This is a genomic window from Mobilisporobacter senegalensis (genome assembly GCF_003752155.1).
Lineage (GTDB): Bacteria > Bacillota > Clostridia > Lachnospirales > Lachnospiraceae > Mobilisporobacter > Mobilisporobacter senegalensis.
On sequence record NZ_RJVG01000006.1, the window covers coordinates 220,607 to 240,779 of the forward strand.

Annotated in this window: 17 protein-coding genes; 4 read left to right on the forward strand and 13 right to left on the reverse strand. The window is 34.6% G+C overall.

All coding sequences use genetic code 11. The features are described from left to right. Positions 1-55 precede the first annotated feature (55 nt). Complete coding sequence (locus EDD66_RS11495) at positions 56-718, forward strand: VanZ family protein (protein ID WP_207667780.1); 663 nt, start codon at positions 56-58, stop codon at positions 716-718. Between the two features lie 158 nt (positions 719-876). Beyond that, entirely contained in the window at positions 877-2,733 is a 1,857-nt protein-coding gene (locus EDD66_RS11500; RefSeq protein ID WP_170164338.1) for a glycosyl hydrolase family 18 protein, read from the forward strand. A gap of 122 nt (positions 2,734-2,855) precedes the next feature. Here EDD66_RS11500 and EDD66_RS11505 read toward each other — a convergent pair whose 3' ends face one another. After that, positions 2,856-3,638, reverse strand: a complete 783-nt coding sequence (locus tag EDD66_RS11505; RefSeq protein ID WP_123609732.1) for a polysaccharide deacetylase family protein — start codon at positions 3,636-3,638, stop codon at positions 2,856-2,858. 279 nt (positions 3,639-3,917) lie between these two features. Here EDD66_RS11505 and EDD66_RS11510 point away from each other — a divergent pair, with 279 nt between their 5' ends. Both EDD66_RS11510 and EDD66_RS11515 read left to right on the forward strand, forming a co-directional pair. After that, positions 3,918-4,307 (forward strand): helix-turn-helix transcriptional regulator, encoded by a 390-nt coding sequence (locus EDD66_RS11510; RefSeq protein ID WP_123609733.1) that lies wholly within the window; start codon positions 3,918-3,920, stop codon positions 4,305-4,307. Positions 4,308-4,314: 7 nt separating this feature from the next. Continuing rightward, positions 4,315-4,911: an ATP-dependent Clp protease proteolytic subunit gene (locus EDD66_RS11515; RefSeq protein WP_123609734.1), complete on the forward strand. Its 597-nt coding sequence runs from the start codon at positions 4,315-4,317 to the stop codon at positions 4,909-4,911. Between the two features lie 76 nt (positions 4,912-4,987). Here the strand turns inward: EDD66_RS11515 and EDD66_RS11520 are convergent, their stop codons facing one another. The 12 genes from EDD66_RS11520 to EDD66_RS11575 all read right to left on the reverse strand — a co-directional run bounded on the left by EDD66_RS11520 (position 4,988) and on the right by EDD66_RS11575 (position 20,150). Next, positions 4,988-5,956, reverse strand: a complete 969-nt coding sequence (locus EDD66_RS11520; RefSeq protein ID WP_243115346.1) for an RsiV family protein — start codon at positions 5,954-5,956, stop codon at positions 4,988-4,990. Position 5,957: 1 nt separating this feature from the next. After that, positions 5,958-6,446, reverse strand: a complete 489-nt coding sequence (locus EDD66_RS11525) for an RNA polymerase sigma factor (protein ID WP_123609787.1) — start codon at positions 6,444-6,446, stop codon at positions 5,958-5,960. 189 nt (positions 6,447-6,635) lie between these two features. Further along, positions 6,636-6,998 carry a YccF domain-containing protein gene (locus tag EDD66_RS11530; RefSeq protein ID WP_123609735.1) on the reverse strand — a complete coding sequence of 121 codons (363 nt, stop codon included), beginning with the start codon at positions 6,996-6,998 and terminating at the stop codon, positions 6,636-6,638. Positions 6,999-7,197: 199 nt separating this feature from the next. Further along, the gene (gene nagA / locus EDD66_RS11535; protein ID WP_123609736.1) at positions 7,198-8,316 is read right to left on the reverse strand and encodes an N-acetylglucosamine-6-phosphate deacetylase; all 1,119 of its coding nucleotides are present in this window, start codon (positions 8,314-8,316) and stop codon (positions 7,198-7,200) included. 81 nt (positions 8,317-8,397) lie between these two features. Further along, a complete protein-coding gene (gene nagB, locus EDD66_RS11540) occupies positions 8,398-9,132 on the reverse strand; it encodes a glucosamine-6-phosphate deaminase (RefSeq protein ID WP_123609737.1) in 735 nt (244 codons plus the stop codon). A 95-nt stretch (positions 9,133-9,227) separates the two neighbouring features. Next, positions 9,228-11,354: a methyl-accepting chemotaxis protein gene (locus EDD66_RS11545; RefSeq protein WP_123609738.1), complete on the reverse strand. Its 2,127-nt coding sequence runs from the start codon at positions 11,352-11,354 to the stop codon at positions 9,228-9,230. Between the two features lie 52 nt (positions 11,355-11,406). Continuing rightward, a complete protein-coding gene (locus EDD66_RS11550; RefSeq protein ID WP_123609739.1) occupies positions 11,407-12,192 on the reverse strand; it encodes a response regulator transcription factor in 786 nt (261 codons plus the stop codon). 33 nt (positions 12,193-12,225) lie between these two features. Then, a complete protein-coding gene (locus tag EDD66_RS11555) occupies positions 12,226-13,074 on the reverse strand; it encodes a carbohydrate ABC transporter permease (protein WP_123609740.1) in 849 nt (282 codons plus the stop codon). Between the two features lie 11 nt (positions 13,075-13,085). Further along, a complete protein-coding gene (locus EDD66_RS11560) occupies positions 13,086-13,967 on the reverse strand; it encodes a carbohydrate ABC transporter permease (RefSeq protein ID WP_123609741.1) in 882 nt (293 codons plus the stop codon). Between the two features lie 206 nt (positions 13,968-14,173). Then, positions 14,174-15,502 (reverse strand): ABC transporter substrate-binding protein, encoded by a 1,329-nt coding sequence (locus EDD66_RS11565; protein ID WP_123609742.1) that lies wholly within the window; start codon positions 15,500-15,502, stop codon positions 14,174-14,176. A 179-nt stretch (positions 15,503-15,681) separates the two neighbouring features. Continuing rightward, the gene (locus EDD66_RS11570) at positions 15,682-17,544 is read right to left on the reverse strand and encodes a sensor histidine kinase (protein ID WP_123609743.1); all 1,863 of its coding nucleotides are present in this window, start codon (positions 17,542-17,544) and stop codon (positions 15,682-15,684) included. A gap of 185 nt (positions 17,545-17,729) precedes the next feature. Beyond that, on the reverse strand, positions 17,730-20,150 hold the full coding sequence (locus tag EDD66_RS11575; RefSeq protein ID WP_123609744.1) for a glycosyl hydrolase family 18 protein: 2,421 nt from the start codon (positions 20,148-20,150) through the stop codon (positions 17,730-17,732). Positions 20,151-20,173 lie beyond the last annotated feature (23 nt).

The following is a 20,173-nucleotide window of genomic DNA, read 5'->3' on the forward strand; positions in this document are numbered from 1 at the left end:
ATATCTTCACAGGTATTGATATCTATATGGTCATTAAAGGAGGGCGTATTGAAATATGAATATCATAAAAAAATCTATAGTATTGATTACTGGCTTAGTATTTTTACTATCAGGGACCTGGTTTCTTTTGAGGAATATAATTTTGGGCTCTTTTAATGTTTTATATTACCGTCTGGTACCTCGTGGTATCGGACCGTTATTATTTATTGTTGGCATAAGCATACTGATAATTGGCATTGGTATCGAGCATAAAATGAAACGACTTATTAATATTACCATAAGTATTAGTTTTATATTTTACTTATTTGAACTGGTATTTGTATTATTCTTTGAACCAAGAGGATATCTGTCTGGTATGATATTATTAGATTATATAAAGCAATCATCAAATGTTATCCCATTTAAAAATATAAGTACATATGCCAGGGCATTGTTTGATGGCAGCATGAATATGGATATACCTCTCACAAATCTATTTGGTAATTTACTTTTATTCCTGCCAATGGGTGTTTATTTCCCATACTGTATAAAAAAAGCAAACAAAATAAGTGTCTATTGCATTTGTATGATTATCATACTATTCATCATCGAAATAGTACAATTAATTACCAGAAGAGGTATATTTGATATAGATGATATTATACTTAGAATATTAGGTGCTTTTATAGGTTTTACAATTTATAAATCGAAGGCTGTTCAGAATATTTTAAATTGGTAGATCGACTTTATTGGGGAAATCGGACCCCCAATCAATATCCATTAATTATCTAATGAATTAATGGATATTTTTATTTATAATAAAAATATAAATGATAACCATAACTTTAAAGTGATTCAGAGTTGAACAGTGAAATTTGTGTTTGGGGAGGGGCGAATTTGAATTATAAAAAGTTTTTCAGCATACTACTAATATTTATACTGGTTTTATCATCATTTTTCTCAACTGATCATATTTTCAGATCACAAGCGGCAACTATTAAAATAAATTATACTACTTTAAATCTTGAAGTAGGGCAAACGAAATATTTAGCCATATCAGGAACCAAAAATAAAGTCAAATATTTATCTAATAATAAATCTGTGGCTACTGTTGGCCTGACTGGTGGTAAAATTACTGCCTGGGCTCCCGGTACTGCTACTCTTACCGCTTCTGTAAATGGCAAAAAATTAACTTGTAAAGTAACTGTAAAAAATTCTATCCAACTGAATTACTCATCCCTGTCACTTAATATAGGTGATGTAAATTATCTGAAAATCTTAAATTCCAAAAGTCCCTTCAAGTTTGTATCAAATAATAAATCTGTGGCTACTGTTGGTTTAACTGGAGGAAAAATTACCGCCTGGGCTCCTGGTAAAGCCACCCTCACTGCTACTGGAGCTGGAAAGAAACTAATTTGCAATGTTACAGTAAAGGCACCAATTAAACTCAGTACAGAAACTTTATCACTTAATGTTGGTGAAGTAACTACACTTAAAGTTGCGGGAACTTACACTAATGTAAAATATGTATCCAGCAATAAATCTGCAGCTACCATTGGATTGACTGGAGGCAAAGTTACTGCCTGGGCTCCTGGTACAGCTTACCTGACTGCTTATGTTGATAACACCAAATTAATATGTAAGGTAACGGTAGTACAGCAATCAGTGACAGTTCCCGGTGATTCAACACCATCATCTGGCAAAAAAGTAGTTGGTTATTATGCTGCCTGGTCCAGATATTCAGGATATACTCCTAACAAGATTGATGCGAGTAAACTTACCCATATTAACTATTCCTTTGCAAATATAGGAAGTGATAATAAGATTGCTTTAGGTTATCCGGATATAGACCCTGTAAATATGAAAGAATTAAACAGCCTAAAGACAAAATATCCTCACCTAAAAACATTAATTGCAGTTGGCGGCTGGTCATGGTCCGGACGTTTCTCTGATATAGCTCTTACGGAAGCCTCAAGAAATGCATTTGCAGACAGCTGCATTGCTTTTATGATAAAATACGATTTTGATGGAATTGATATTGATTGGGAATATCCGGTGAGCGGCGGCTTAGCATCTAATATCAGAAGACCTGGTGATAAACAGAACTTTACGCTTCTTTTAAAAACCCTGCGGGAAAAACTAGATGCCAGAGGTAAAATTGATAAAAAAGATTATCTCCTTTCTTTCGCCGGTGCTGCAGGTTCATGGTACGTGAATAATATTGAACTGGAGAAAGTCAGTAAATATGTAGATTATGCAAATCTTATGACTTACGATATTCATGGTACCTGGGAACAGTATACCGGTTTTAATGCTCCACTTTATGGTGATTATAAAACAAGTTCACCCCTTCATAAAACCAGTGTAGATTCTAGTGTTAATAGCTGGATCAATGCTAAATTTCCAAAAGAGAAAATAATTATGGGCGTTCCATTCTATGGATACATTTATAAATCAGTAAATAACGCGAATAATGGTTTATATCAGCCTTTCTCTGGGGGAGCATCTATCACTTATGGAAATATTGCTAAAACTTATTTAAACAATCCTGTTTACAAACGTTACTTTAATACAGAATCAAAGGTGCCTTATCTCTTTAATGGATCAACATTTATTACTTATGAAGATGAGACATCTATGGAGCTAAAAGCCGCGTACATTAAGAATAACGATCTGGGCGGAGCGATGATCTGGGAAATAAGTCAGGATCCGGATAAGATCTTACTTAATGCTTTATATGATAGTTTAAATTAATAGGGATAATATCCAGGATATATCATTGTCTGCTTCCAGAATATATCAACTGACTTTAAAAGGGGTATTGCATACTCAACGTCTTAACTTAATGACACTGGGTTTGCAATACCCCTTAATTATTATTTCTTAAATTGTCTTCCTTCATTATCCATATAATAACTTCCTGTATAGACCAGTTCTGATACCGGTACAATTTCATAGCCTTTTTCTTTCAACCCAGTAATCATTGTATCAAGTGCATCCTTGGTATATTTGGCTCCATTATGGCAGAGAATAATCGAACCATTACTAAGATGTTTGTGGTTTATCACTGTATTAATGATAGAATCTACTCCGTAATCCTTCCAGTCCAGACTGTCAACATCCCATTGAATTGTATCATATCCAGACTCTCTGGCAGCACGGATCACTGTATTATTATAATCTCCATAAGGTGGTCTAAACAAATTCATTTCTTTACCAGTTAACTTTTTCACTTTTTCATGAGGTTTCATAAGTTCTTCTATACATTCCTCTTTACTTAACTGGGACATATGCTTATGTTTCTCACTATGATTTCCTAGATCATGGCCAGCATCTGCTATCGCCTTTACATCTTCCGGATACTTTTCAATCCAGCCACCTGTCATAAAGAAGGTTGCTTTTATATCGTGTTTTTTTAGTATATCCAGTATTGTTGCGGTGTCATCATTTCCCCATGCTGCATCAAAGGTAAGTGACACTTTCTTATCCGTTCTGTTTACGCAATAAATGGGAAGTTCTTTCCCACTGCTTGAATTACTTACCGTTATTTCTTTCGGTACTAAATAGATGCCTGCTGCTATAAGGAGGAACGTTGATAATACAACAATACCTGTCTTGATAAACTTTGCTAATTTTGCTTTTTCTTCTTCTATATTCATAGATTGCCTCAAATAAATAAAGTAATTAATATATTTATATTAGAATATATGTTTATCTATTCATACCTTATGCTTTTAGAATTAAATTACTAATCTGCTTCACTAGATCCCAAATGCATCAAGAATAGCAAAGAAAGTACGGTCTTAGACGCACTTTCTTAATTACCATACCTTATTCCTTATATTTAATATTAATTACAATTATCGCAAAAATTATCAAGAATTAATTTCAAATTAAGTATATAATTAGCATATCTTTTTGAAAGGCGGTGAATGTATATGGAGTACTACTCAAAAGTGTGTGATACTCTTGAGTATATTGGAGAAAATTTGGATGATAAGATCAGCCTTGATGATCTTGCTCAAAAGGCTCATTTGTCAAAATATTATTATCATAGGCTCTTTCACAAAATAGTAGGCGAATCTGTCACCAAATATATAAACAAGCTGCGGATGGAAAAAGCCTCGGAAGAACTTATCCAGACCAGTCAGCCCATTATTAATATTGCCCTGAAATATCAGTATGGTTCTCAGGAAGCATTTTCAAGAGCTTTTAGGAGGATTTATGGCTTGACACCAGGGAAATACCGGAAGATGTATTCAGGCAGCAAATCCAATAATGTTAATATTGTCATTCGTTTCAATAAAGTCCTGGATATTGCCGCTTAAACAGCGCATGGAGGTTAATATGAGTAATTTTGTACCAATGGTAATTGAACAGACATCCCAAGGAGAACGCTCTTATGATATTTTTTCAAGATTATTAAATGACAGAATAATAATGCTTAATGGGATAGTAACGAATGAATCTGCAAGTCTGATCATAGCTCAAATGCTTTTTCTGGAATCTGCTGACTGGAATAAAGATATTCATTTCTATATTAATAGCCCCGGCGGCTCCGTAACAGACGGATTTGCCATTATGGATACAATGAATTATATCAAATGTGATGTTTCCACCATTAGTGTAGGCCAGTCGGGAAGTGCAGCCTCATTGTTGCTGGCATCAGGGACGAAAGGCAAACGTTTTGCCCTGAAAAATAGTGAAGTGCTGATTCATCAGCCGTCAATATCCGGAGGTCTTCAAGGTCAAACCACAGATATTAAGATTCATAGTGACTGGCTTGAAAAGACAAAAGGAAAACTGCATGAAATATATAGTAGTCTTACAGGACAACACATCGATAAGATAAAAGAAGATATGGAAAGAGATTACTATATGACAGCTGAACAAGCCAAAAATTATGGATTAATTGATAAAATCCTATTTTAAACCAAAAGACACTTCTACCTATATTTATAGATAGTAGTGCCTTTTCTTATATATTTAATATTATATCTTCAATAAATTAATTTATAATATCTTTTATTGCCTCAGCAGGAATCGTAAATTCTACCATTCCCATATATCCCGGTGCTACTTCATATTTATCAAATACAATTACCAATTCTTCATTTTTATTAAAATAGAAATTCTGATCAACCTTAATTTCTTCAAAATTCCATTCTTTTGTCTCTTCATTTTCAAAGAAATAAGTGATAGATTCATCTGCTGCCATCTGCTCTCTCATCTGTTTTTTAATGTTTTCACTGATTACCTTGATATAGTCTGTATTTTCTTTAAATACATCTTTTAAAGTAAAAATATTGCCTGATTGTTTATCAATGTGATAGAATTTTGAGAAACTGTTAGATCCGCCCATTGCAACCACAGTATCGATTCGCAGGGTAAAAATTTTATCATTATCAGTGATCACCTGATAGGAGGTATCCACAGCGTAATGCCCTTCCCCTTCACTTGCTTCCATATCTGTCTCATATTGTTCAATCAGCATATTAGTGTAGTCTTCCACCGATTTGTTTACTTCTTCTGCTGCTTTCTTGATATTCTCATCTTTATCATCAGTCTCTATTTTAGGGACTTCAATATTGGCTTCAAAATCCTTTGTCTTATCCTTATAAGTTCTAAAAGTCACAACATTTGTAATAGCACCAATAATAGGGATATTCTTCATGGCATGTGCAATGGATTGATTTGAATTTGCTAAAATCACTATTGCCAACAATGCTGCTGCAGCTGTAATTATCCCAGATTTCATAACTTGAATTGTATTTTTTTTCATATTATCCTTTTTCCCTTTCATAATAGATTCTTCCACTTTATTTTTTAATGCTGCCGGTATGATTATGTCATTATATTCCTTCTTCATATCATTCATATATTTAAGATCATCCATTTCCTTTGCATCTTTAAAAGATTTTACTTCTTTTATCTGCTCCATATCCTTTATGTAATTAGATTGGGTCTTTTTTTTCATTTCACCACACCTTTCCTATCTCTGAAGATTCAAAATCTTCCATATTACTCTTTAATTTTTTTAAAGATCGATACAACTTTGTCTTAACTGTATTTAAATTATCTCCTGTGATCCTGGCAATATCCTCTAATTTTTCCTCCTCAAAAAAACGCAGAATAATAATTGTCCTGTCATCTTCCTCCAAATTATTCAGTAAATCCATCATATCGAAATTCATATAAGTATCTTCATAGGATTTTTCTTCCCCCATGATTCCCACAATCTCCTTTTTATTTTTTCGTATATAATCAAGAGCTGTATTGATAACGATACGATAAATCCATGTAGAAATATACTCTTCTTTCTTTAATGAAGCATGTTCCTTCATGGCCTTATAGGCACTTTCCTGAACAATATCCATGGCATCACTTTCATTTTTTACATAAGAGTATGCCAGGCGGTAATAGTTCTGATAATTAGATAAGAACTTTTGCTCCACTTTTTTTCTCATTCCTACCAAGTATTTCATCTCCTTTCCGTTCTATATCTATTAGACGTATGAGTTTCCCAAATAGTTTCAAAATTGCATAAAAAAATAACAGATAACTTTCCATTATCATGTTATCTGCATTTTCTCATCAAATTAAACCTAAATTTTTTGATTTTTCGTTCGGTCATCTATAAGATTTTAACATCCTTATTAATTTACTATCGTTGAACCAAATGGCATTAAAGCTAATTTTGCGATTTTAAAGCATTGCATTCCAAATGGAATACCGATGATTGTAATACAAAAAATCATCCCAATAAGAGCTGCTTCTATGGCTAATGGAATTCCAGTAATGATGATCCATAGTATATTAAGTAATAAAGAACCTGCCCCGCCCCCATATCTTACTTCTTTTCCAAATGGGAAAAAAGCTAAACTTGCAAATTTGAAGCACTGCATTCCTATGGGAATTCCAATAATGGTAATACACCATAATACTCCGGCTAATAACCAGCTAAGCCCCATAACAAAACCACCAAAGATAAACCATATTAGATTTCCTAAACATCCCATATTTATCCTCCTTACACCACTACCATTTATATATAGGTAATTGCAAAACTATTAAGTTTTCTGAATTTGTAAGATAATTTTAGAGTTTTGCAATTGTCTACTACCATTTATATTATATACAGTATATCAGAAAATCTCCTTTTCGAAAACAGAATAAAATCAGAGGCGGAGATTAACTCATTAACCTCCGCCCTTAATTTTATATTTCTTTTCCTTTAAGGATAACTGATTTAATATCTAAATTCTTATCCAATAATACGATATTTGCAATCTTGCCAGATGTAATACTGCCATATTTATCATCGATGCCAATAGCTTTCGCTGAATTCACAGCTGCACATTTTACTGCAGTTTCCAATGGTATTTCCATATTCCTCACAACATTTCTTAAACAGTCCATAAGATTTGTAGCAGAACCTGCAATTGCGCCGTCTATTACTAAAGTTGCCTTATTTGCTACTACTTTCACTGCCTGACCACCTAATGAATATTCTCCATCCGGCATTCCTGTAGCCATCATACTATCACTAATTAATATGATTCTGTCATCACCAAACATTTTAAATGTAGTGCGAACTACACTTGGATGAATATGAATTCCATCACAGATCAGTTCAACATTACAGTCAGGCATGTCACAGGCAGCTCCAATAACACCCGGTTCTCTATGAGAGAATGGTGGCATTGCATTATATAGATGAGTTATATGACTGGCACCTTTCTCTAATGCTTCATGAGCAGTATCATAATCTGCTGTTGTATGGGCCAGGGACAGGATAACTTCATCTTTTAATTCAGAGATGAACTCCATTGCTCCTTCTTCTTCTGGTGCAATAGCAACGAGTTTTATTAAATTTCCTGATTTTTCTTGCATTTTACGATACATGTCAATATCCGGTTTACGAATAAATGCTGCATTTTGAGCACCTTTCTTTTTCACTGATAGATAAGGACCTTCCATGTTAATACCGCATAAAATTGCACCATCCTCATTTTCATAATTGGACGCAGCTTCAGCAATCTTCATTAATCTTTCTTCTTCTAAAGTCATGGTAGCAGGGCAAATGGTCGTTACACCATTCTTTGCCTGATATTTTGCCATACTTTCTATTGCTTCATGGCTTCCATCACAGAAATCATAGCCTACGCAGCCGTGAAAATGTATATCTGTAAGTCCCGGTATAGCATAAAGACCAGTTCCATCAATCACTTTATCATCCGGTGCATTTTGATCCACGATGAGATCCTCTTTGATATAAATATCCTTAACCTCAAAAACATTATTTTCATTAAATACATTGGCATTTTTAATAATCATATTGCACACCTCTCTTTCCATATATACTATCGGGCGTTTATGAAACTATTCATACGAATCATTCAGAAAGTGCTTCAACTCTTAAATAAAGTCTACCTTAGATAAAGCCGCCTCATCACAAATGATTGTTACATCATTGTGCATTTGTAAAATAGAAGCAGGCACCTGAGGTGTCACTGGTCCAAAGAAAGCCTCTTTTACAATTTCTGCTTTCTCTTCACCACTTATTATAACAACAATTTTTCTTGCCTGCATAATATTTTTAATACCCATAGTATAAGCATATCTTGGTACATCATCAGGGTTCTCAAACAATCTGGAATTTGCTTCAATTGTACTTTCTGCCAGTTCAACAAGATGGGTTTCTTTTTCGAACGCCTGCCCAGGTTCATTAAAACCAATGTGTCCATTATGTCCTAAGCCTAATAACTGTAAATCAACACCACCAAGTGATTGAATTACTTTATTATATCTATCGCATTCTGCAGCGCTGTCTTTTGCTGTACCATCCGGTATATAAGTATTATCCAAATTAATATTTACATGTTTGAATAAATTATGATTCATGAAATAATAATAACTTTGATCATTATCTCTTGATAATCCTTTATATTCATCAAGATTTACTGATTTCACTTCTGCAAAATCCAAATCTCCTTTTTCATACCATTCGATCAATTGTTGATAAGTTCCAATCGGTGAAGAACCTGTTGCTAATCCAAGAACACAACCTGGTTTCATAATAATCTGTGCTGATATAATATTAGCAGCTTTTCTGCTCATATCCTTATAGTCTTTTGCCTTAAAAATCTTCATTTCATTTCATCCTCTCAGTTTTATCTAATTACATACTATACCATTTTGTTGCAATATACGCAAGGTTTGTTTCTTATTATGAACATTTGTACCACTTATATGACAAAAATCTGTACAGAATCATCTAAAATATTGGTGTCCTTTTTTAATCCATCTACTGCATCATTAAGTTTTTTCACTGCTATTACCTGATTACCGGCACACCCGTTCATCTGCTCTGCAATTGCTGCAGTTTCCTGTACAATGGATGTGATATTTTCCATCGCTTCAAGAGTTTCATTTTTCGCCTTTTCAATATCTCCGATTCCACTGGTGATGTCTCCAAGTGTATGTGTCAGATTTTCCACCCTGTCATTAATATCATGAAAAAATTCAATGGTATGCCATAGGGCCAGACTTTGAGATTCAACAATATTTTCCGCTTGTCTTGCTGTATGGACTGTCTCCTTTGTCCTATTTTGGATTTGATTAATAATCTCCTTAATATGACTGGATGCTTCTAAGGATTGGTCAGCCAATTTACGAATCTCATCTGCAACAACTGCAAATCCCTTCCCATATTCCCCTGCTCTGGCTGCTTCTATAGAAGCATTTAATGATAAGAGGTTTGTTTGCTCTGCAATATCATTGATTGTATTTATAATATTTCCAATAGCTGCTGATTCGTTATTTAAGGTCTCAATGTTCTTAATTACTGTCTGGGTAATATTCGTAGTTTCTTTTGCCTTCCCGCTTAATTCGTCCATCATAATAATACCTTCACCTGTAATAGACTTGGTATCTTTTGCAATTTTATGTATCACTTCTGTATTCTTATAGACTATATTTACTTTGTCAGATAGTGAAGACATCTGGGTCAGGCATCCTTGTGTATCTTTAGCCTGATTGGCAACTCCTCTTTCTATTTCACCAATTGCACTTGTTATTTCATTGGTGGATATAGACAGTGCCCTTGAAGTATCTGAAACATCCCCTGTTGAAGTAGTAACTGTATCGCTGACATTACTTACTTCTTTGATTAATAGTTTCATACTATGTATCATATAATTAACGGTATCTGCCAATACACGAAATTCGTCTTTTCTTTTTACAGTGATATTCGTTGTTAAATCCCCAGCCGCTGCTTTGGATAGTGCCTTAACCATAATCTTAATGGTTCTGTCGATCCCTGCAGCCATAATAGTCCCAATTATAATTGCTACAATACATGCAAAGATAACGAGCATAACTGTTAATTGTTTAATATCACTCGCCTGTTTTATAATGATGGACTTTGGTATTAATCCACAGACCAAAGCTCCAACAGAATCTATTTTTGAATAGATATATAAATACTGGGCGCCTTCGTAAGTTACATAGTCAGCACCAGTTTTTTTCACACTTTTTATTGCATCTTCATAAAAATTTTGTGAGAGGAATACATTCTCATTTTTATCAATCGATACTATTTCTCTCCCATCAGAAGTAATAAATCCGCTAATACTTCCTTCTCCCCAGTCAAATTCCTTTAATACATTTTTTATAGCATCCATTGTTACATCTGTTACAATATAACCAATTGCTTTGCCTCCCTGACCAGAGAAGCCACTGGAATCCGTTATTTTTTTAATTACGGATAAACTATACTCAGATTCTTTCGTCTGGAACTTATCATCAATAAAAGGATGAGTTCCAACCCATACCATATCAATGTTATCTTCTTTAAAATAAGCTCCATCCTCTGACTCTATAAATTCATTATAAATATCTTCTTTTAATACTCCGGATTTTGTAGAAATTCCCGCACCTGCTCCAGAAAAAATATGTATATTGCTTAACAATTCATCTCCTGCCAGTTTTGCAATGATAGATTTATGGACTCCTTTATATGCCCCGTATTCCTCAGGTTCCTTAACCTTATCGTCCACTGCAAGCTGGGTTACCGTTCCACTAATGGATTTGAATCCTAAATCAAAGTATTTTCCTGTTGCTGATATGGTTTCTCCAACGGCCCTTTCATAATTACTGACCATACCTTCTAATGCTTTGTTATAAGATATAATTCCAAGTAATACGATGAATAGAACCGGAATAATGAATGAACCAATTAATTTTATTTTAATACTGTTAAAACCTGGTTTACTATTTTTCTTATCTTTCTTTTCTGTTTTTTTTCTCGTCCCTTTGAATTCTTTTTTATCTTCTAAAACTTTAACCCCAGTACTTCTCTTCCACATTTTCATCACACTCTCTTTTCCTAGTCCAGACGAAATGATAGTGGAAGCTCTCTAACAGTTATTCGTCTGACTTAATATCATTTGCTGAGATTGAATTACGATACTCATTTGCTGAAATTCCAATTATCTTTTTAAAAACTCTTGAAAAATGAGCCATATCTACAAAGCCGACCTTTTCTGCGATGTCCCCGATTCTAAGCGATGGGTCTTTTAATAATTTCTTAGCCTCTTTTATTCTTATATTATTTAATATTTCCGAAAAATTCTGTCCCATATGACGGTTCAGTAATTTACTTAAATGCCATTGGCTGATATAAGTTTTCTCTGCTACTTCAGATAGAGTCAATTTATGTGCATAATTATTCTCTATGTACTTAATTGCATTATTAACAATGAAACTGCTTGCTGCATTATCTGTTTTACAATTCTCCACACCTGTTGTATCTTCTACTTCCGATAATATGTTTTTAGTTCTTAGATTAGAGACCATTGCTTCTATTGCCTCTTCAATCTCATTCATATTAGAAGGCTTTAACAAGAATCTTGTTACGCCTAAAGTGATAGCTTTTTGTGCATAATCAAAGTCACGATAGCCGGTCAATATACTAATCTCCATCTCTGGAAATTCGGACTTTAGTCCGGCAAGCATACTAAGACCGTCTAAACCTGGCATTGCAATGTCTGTAAAAACAATGTGTGGTTTTTGTTTCCTTATAACCTCAAGACCTTCCATTCCATCATTTGCAGTATCTGCAATCTGGCAGCCATACTTTTCCCATGGTACCATTCTGGATATGCCTTCTACTATAATCGGTTCATCATCAATAATCACAACTTTATACATACACTTATCCCCAATCTATATAATAACTTGATTCTAGCCTTTGATCGCTCCAGCTGTCAAGCCTTTAATAATGTTCTTTTGTAAAAAGATATATACGATTAAGACTGGTATGACAATAAGTGTTACAGAGGATGCCATCAGTCCATAGTCCGTTCCATATTTTGAACTGATTTCATTTAATAATGCACTGATTGGATACATGGTTCTTCTTCGGATCATAATAAGCTGGGTAAATAAATCATTATATGACCATAAAAAACAAAAAATTGCTACTGTTGCTAAAGATGGTCTGCATAGGGGAATAATGATCCTTGTGAATACCTGACCTACTTTTGCACCTTCCATATAAGCTGCTTCTTCCATTTCAAGAGGCAGACCACGTAAAAATCCCATCATTATGACTGCAGCAAAACTTAAGTTACCTGCAATCTGAGGTAGTATTACACTGATTGGATTGTTTAATAACTCCATTCCCGTCATCATCTTAAAAACTGGTATAATTGTTGAGAAAGCAGGGAACATCAAACTGGATATAATTAAAGACTGTACAATTCCCCTGCCTTTAAATGTATATCTGGTTAATGCAAAAGCCATCATAGTTGCTAAAATCATAACTGCAATGGTAACACTTCCAGATATAATTAAACTGTTTTTATATGATACTAATATATTCTGTCTGTCAAATGCATTGGTGTAATTATCAAGAGTAAATTCTTTCGGTAATTCAAAGGAAGAATTTACAACTTCACTAGAAGGTTTGAATGAATTATTCACTACCCAGACAAATGGAAAAATGGTTGTGATTGCCCATAGGCTTAATATGATATATATTATAATTTGCGATATAGATATCCTTTTCTTTCTTTTTGTTTGCTTCGTCATTTTCCCACCTCCTAAAGATTGGCATCTGGTTTTAGAATCTTAGATACAATTCCAGAGACCACTACTCCCAGTATTACGATTAATAATGCAATAATAGAGCCGTAATCGATATTACCAATCGTAAATGTCTGTTCATACATATATGTACCTAAAAAATGTGTTACACCCTGGGGAGCTCCTTTGGGAACAATAACCCATGGTAAATCAAACACTTTTAACGCACCGGTAACAGCCAGGGTAATGCAGGTACAGATTACACCCCTGAGTAGAGGAATGGTTATATAAAATACCTGTTTAAATTTTGAACAACCATCAATGGCAGCTGCTTCAAAAACATCTTCTGATATATCGCTAAGTCCGGTAAGCATAATTACAAAATAAAATCCTACATAACTCCATAAAGTCGGTATAGATACCATAATAAAAGCAATGGAAGGAGCCAGCCAGTTAATTGGCTCTTTATCGAGTGCCTTTAATAATTGGTTCAACATACCACCATTATAATTGTAGAACAATTTAAAGATCAAACCTATCGCTGTTGCCGATATAACGATTGGGAAGAAATATACTGTCCTGAAAATATGTTGTCCCCTTTTAATTGAATTCACCAAAATTGCGAGTATAAATGCAATACCTACTTGGAAAACAATTGTCAATCCCATCATTTTAAAAGAATTGACTAATGATATTTTGATTTTAGGATCAGTTAAAAGTTTTTCAAAATTATCCAATCCAATAAACTTCCACTCTTTTCCCGGCATTTTTACAAATGATGTCATATCATAAAAACTGTTAATTATATTTTCAACAAATGGTTCATATAAGAACACTAACATTAAAATAAAGCCTGGAAGCAAGAATATAAATAAAGGTAATTTCTTTTTATAAAGCATTAATATCTCGCCTTTCTTTCCTATATTCTGATATTAAAACAGAGGGGCGGATTTTATCTGATGACTACCAGCTGTAACACTCCCACTTTTAAAGTGGGAGATAACAGCTGCTACGTCCCTAGATAAGTTCAACTAAGATTCAGATGTGGTAAAAACCACATCTGAATTAAGTTTCACTTCATAACCCCTCTGCCAAAATAATTTAATTACTTGTTATTGATTTCTAAAACTTCTTTCAGTAAATCTTTAGGATCTTTTGCTCCTGTAGAAACTTCTACAATACCTGAAATTAAAGTATTATAAGCTTCTTGAGAAATTCTTGCATCTGTTGGAGATGAAATACTTGTAGCTGCACTACTGTATTCAAGACCAGATACACCAAGTGGTGTCATAGTATCAAGTGGATCTACAGCACAAGCTGCCTGACCATTGCCACCCCAATATTTTGTAACAGATTCTTTGTTCGTATGTGCCATTACAAATTTAACGGCTGCATCTCTCTTGTCTGGATCTTCCCATGCTTTCTTTGTAATATAGAAACCTGAAGAGATTCCACCAACCATAGCTCCAGCCTGAGCTTTTCCACCTGGAATTGTTGGGAATGCAACGACTACTGTATTGTCTTGATCTGTAACTCCACCAGCATACCATGAACCATCTAATTGCATAGCAGCTTGTTTGTTCTTGAATAATTCACCTGCAAGTTCATTATCAATTGTATCTGTATCTGCTGGGAATGCACCCATATCTCTTAAAGTTTTGAACATTGAAAGACCTTTTGCCCAATCTTCTGGGGTTTCCGTTGGAACTTGCGCATATCCATCTGGACCAGCAGATGAAAGCATTAAGAACTCAACCCAATAATGAGGTACATTATTTAATGAAACAGCGATAGGAACAATGTCATTTTCTTTAAAAGTTTCAATAGCTTTTGTCATCTTATCCCAATCTGTTGGTAATTCAAGACCATATTTATCAAAAAGGTCTTTATTGCAGAATAAACCTTCCCAATATCCTGTAGTAGGAACTGCTCTTTGAACTCCGTCTGGGTTAGATGCTGCTTTTAATGCTGTATCAAGAGTATCTTTTGCATAATCTGGATATTCAGCTTTGATTTCATCGATAGATACGAATTTGTCTGCTGCTAATACATCACTTGCATTAGCATCTGTAAAATATTGAATAACATCTGGTTCATTTCCTACTGCAAAATCAGCTGCGATTTTTGTCTTCCAGTCCTGATCTGCAGATTGTGAATCATCTTCTAAAGTTATGTATGAATTTTCAGCCATAAATTGTTCGTTAATTGCCTGATAATTACCAGCGTTAGGATCAGTACCACCATGCATGGATACTGTTGTTAATGTAACTGGATTTTTTGTTGCTTCTGTTGATTCTGTATCTGTAGTTTCTTCTGTAGAGGCGGAATCCTTTGCAGCTTCCTTTGTTTCTTCCTTCTTTCCACATGCAGTCATAAGTGAAAATACTAATACAACTGTCAAAACCATGGATAGAATTCTTTTCATTTTTTTCATAAATAAATCCTCCCTGAAATAATATAGTTTTTGCAACCTCATGAAGATTACTTATCTCACTTGGTATACTCTAATTATACAGACACATTTTACAAATATCATTAGTTCATCTTGACATTATTTGTTCATTCTTGCTACCTTTTATTTTTCATACATATTTAGCACAGTAAAAGTATATTTTATTCCGATTTATCCAATAGACTTTTTAGTAAATTTCTCTTTTCCGTATCATCTACCATCTCATAAGGTATGGTTATCGTAGATGCTGTTTCTTCATCATCCACTGGTAATATAGTAAGACCATAGTCTTCTCCGTAAATTAATTTAATTCTTTCATTTACATTACGTATACCAAGGGATACATGTTTGCCTTTTCCATTTGCAATACTGTCTTTTTCTCCATTTAATATCCTTTGTACTCTGGTCACATCTTCACTTGTCATTGCTTTTCCTGTATTGGTGACTTGTAGAATAACATTATCCTCTTCTTTATAAACTTTAAGCCGGATTGTTCCAGTCTTAACCACTTCTACTCCATGAACAACCGCATTTTCCAAGATAGGCTGTAAAATTAACTGAGGCACCTGTAATTGTAATAGATCAGGATCTACTTCTTTTTCAACTCTGAGTCTTTGCCCAAAACGCATTGATATAATATAAAAATATGCATCTGCACATCTTAGCTCTTCTGATAGATTAATCAGTTTTTTATTATTACGGTCCATACTATAATCCAATAATGTGCCTAAAGCTTCAATCATCTTAGACACTGCTACGTCTCCTGCCATTCTCGCCTGCCAGTTCATCATCTCTAATGTATTATTTAGAAAATGAGGATTGATCTGTGATTGTAAGGCTATGATCTTAGCTTCTTTTCTTGCCAGTTTTTCATTATATGCATAGTCGAAGAGATATTTTACTTCTGCCGACATACGGTTAAAGGAATCCATTAAATAGGAGAATTCTGCATTTGGCATCTCTTCACCAATAATCTGCATACCGATTTTCCCTTTTTCAACTTCTTTGGATGCTTTCATCATTCTTCCCATTGGTGCAGTAATATGCTTTGCAATAAAATATAACATATATATGAATACAGGGATTACAATTAAAATGATAATCATTATAATATAAATCAATGTAGTAAGTTCATTGTAGATTTTACTTTTATCCGCTACCAGGATTGCTCCAAAATGATAATCATCAAACTTCTGCTGATATATTAATCCGGTAAAGATGCTGCCATCTACTTTCATGATCTCCCGGTTAATGGTCCTGGAATACTGGCTTCTTAATTTATCAACGATGGAAGTCCTGCTTTCTTCACTGAGCGTACTGTCATAAACTATCATAGATTCTGAATCATCTATAAAAAAGCCCAATTCATAGTCTGTATTAAGGGCCAATCCATCGAAAAGTTTACTCTTATTTAATTCTACTACTAAAGTTCCAAATTTAGTATAGTTTGTTGTTGTATATAAATTTCGAATGATATAAATCTTGCCATCAACTATTTTAACATGAGCATCTGTTGTCTCCTGTTCTGTTATCTCATTTGCTACTTTATGTACTTTTTCATAATAAGTATCGATGTAACTTTTAGGCTTTCTGGAGGTATAATAGAGACGTTCCGGCTCATCACTCAGATAAAAGGCCGACATAACAAAACGATTATCATTATAATATTTACTTTTTAAATTACTGATCACTTCTTTATAAAATTCAGCTTTAGTCATATTGCCAACATGAAATTTTCTCCAGGCTTTTTCAATCACTAATTCATAAGACGTTTTCTTAGAAATAGTTATGGCCTCGTCCAATTTTTGAGCGTGAAATGATGTAAAGTTCTTAAGACTTTCTTCCATTAATGTTTCTGTCTTGTCAATAATATTGTTACGATAAGACATGGATATGAATATAAATATGATGCAAACCGGTACAATCCAGGCAATCACGATTAAGAAGAGCAGCCTTCTTCTTAATGAAATTGGTTTGTCTTTTTTATCCTTGAATCTAAAAAATATATTGGCATTTCGTTTCATCCTGCAATTGCCTCCTGTTAAAATATAAATTCATTAATTCATATTATCTAAAAAGGGGCTGTTGCTTGTTTTGCAACAGCCCTGATCCACTTTTTTATTTTACCATAAAATCCACTATTAATCCATACTTTGAATAGTATCTTCAATTATACTAAGTGAATGATTTTAAACTGAGTAGTATCAAATTAATTAGAAATTAATTTCCATGAAGCATCAGATCCAGGTACAGATGTAGTCCACCATTGAGCCTCATAAATACTACCATTATAAGATACTAAATCTCCTCCTAAGTATGCATGACCCGGTATATAATCAGATGAACCATCTGGATTTGGGGTTACCTGAAGAGACCAGGCAGCGGAAGTTTCCGGATTTTCCCCAAGTGTCCACCAATTGCATATATAGGTTTTACCATTATAAACAACTATATCACCTTTAACATAAACTTTATTTGGGTCATATGTATCATTCGTTGGATTGTCTGCTTCTACAGTTATAATTCTGGAAATTGTTGTAGTTGCATTTTTACTGTCTGTTACTGAATAAATAAGTGTATATGTTCCCTCCCTAGAGGTATCCACAGTACCACTGACTGTGATTGCGGATGTCAGATTTCCATCTTCCTCATCCATTGCAGTAACTCCGGTAAGTGGATTAAAGATATCTCCTACCTTAATTGTAATATTACCTGCACCTGATATCACAGGCTTTGCATTATCGCCAGGATCAGGGTTCGTAGTATCATCACCATATAATACCTGCCTGCTTATTTCTGATCCGCTTTTAATGATCCGCTGTGAAAGTTCGATACTTATAATATCTTCTAAAGTTGCCGGGCCTGTGGTGGCAAGTTTAAATGTACAGCTGCTTCCCTGACCAATTGTCTGGTTATCATAAACTGTTGCAAGATCAGCAACACCAATTCCATTTACATTGGTTACAGTTCCACTTCCATAACCTCCGGAACTAAAATTAGCGCCGCTCTTTGTCTTTATATAAATTTTAGGTAATTTAATCGTTTCTCCAGCAAGTTCAACCAGGCTCAGAACCTCTCCAGTTTCATTCTTTGCTGCATTATTTTTGATGGTGATTTCAAACCCTTTGGATGCTTGGTCACTGTATGGGGTAACCGTTACACTGGCATCAATACTGGCTTTTCCAATTTCATACTCTGGAAGGGCGCCAGTTCCAAACAATGCATCTTTAATTGTTTTTGTTAATTCATCCTTTTTTGATGGATTTGAAGTAACAGCATCCCCTGATGCAGCCCATGATATCATTCCGCCAAGATTATGATTTAATACATATGCTGCTTTTTCTCTGATAGAGCGCTGGTTATCATATGTAAAAAATGCTCCCGTATTAGTATCATAAAGATAAGGTGCTTTTGCCGCATCATCCCAATATTCTTTAAGACCTGGATATGCTGCTTTTAATTTCTGTAAAGATCCATAGTTCCATACACCACTACGGCGTCCGCCCTCTCCTGACTTAAGAGGAGCTTCATTCGCAGCACCCCGGGATGGTGTTTGATCCGCATCCTGTGTACAAACTTGTGCTTCACCAAATAGACCTGGTGTTGCCGGATTGCTGCCCATACTTACCTTTTCCCATCCTCTGGTATAGAAAGCAGAACCAATAACTATTTTATTGGATGGTGCTCCTTTAGATAACAGATAAGAAACGGATGCATCTACTGATAACCCTGAGCCAGCATTTGGATCATTTGGATTTGTATACAATCCGGTATGATGTCCACTGACAGAGTCCCATGCACCATGCAGATCATATGTCATGATATTTGCAAAATCTACAGTTTGGAACAAACGAGGAATATCAACACCTGCTTCCAGTTGTGATTTAGAAGCTGGAATAGCCACTGATAATTCGTAAGTACGATCTAATTGTTCCCCCTGTATATTTAATGCATTTTTTAAATCCTGCAGCAGAAGAATATAGTTCTCCTTATCTGCAGCAGTTGCAAGTGGAGTTCCTTCGTCATTTTGATTATCAACTTTATCTGCTTGACGAGGCAAAGCTGGATATTCCCAATCAATATCCACAAAATCCATATTAGTATATTTTATGAATTTCATGACATTTTCAACAAATCTGGCACGAGTTCCCGGATTTGCCGCTACAGTAGAAAAATCACCGGACTTGGACCATCCACCAATAGACACCCCTATCCTCAGGTTTGGATTTGCTGCTCTTAATTCCTGTAATGCAGATAAAATACCGGCATTTGCTGCTCCCCACTGTACCTCAGCCATACCAACAGGTGCACCCACAGCCGCATCTTTATCCGTAAATATAAGATTTCCATTTGCATCAAAGTCTAAGAATGCAAAATTAAGATGGGTCAACTGATCTGCCGGGATTCCGCTTGGATAAAAGTTTCCTTGTCCTCCCCATATAGACCAGTCTCCATAGTACATTACATTTCGTAATGTTCCATTTGACGGAGAAAAATCTGGTAAGTCCTTGCTTTGTGCTGATGCCAATACAGTTACTCCTGGTGTCAGAATTGTAGTTAATAGTAACGTTGTGGTTGTGATAACTGTTAATATCCGTTTCACATTGGTTGATAGCTTCTTACTTTTCATCTTATTCCTCCTTTATATAGTTT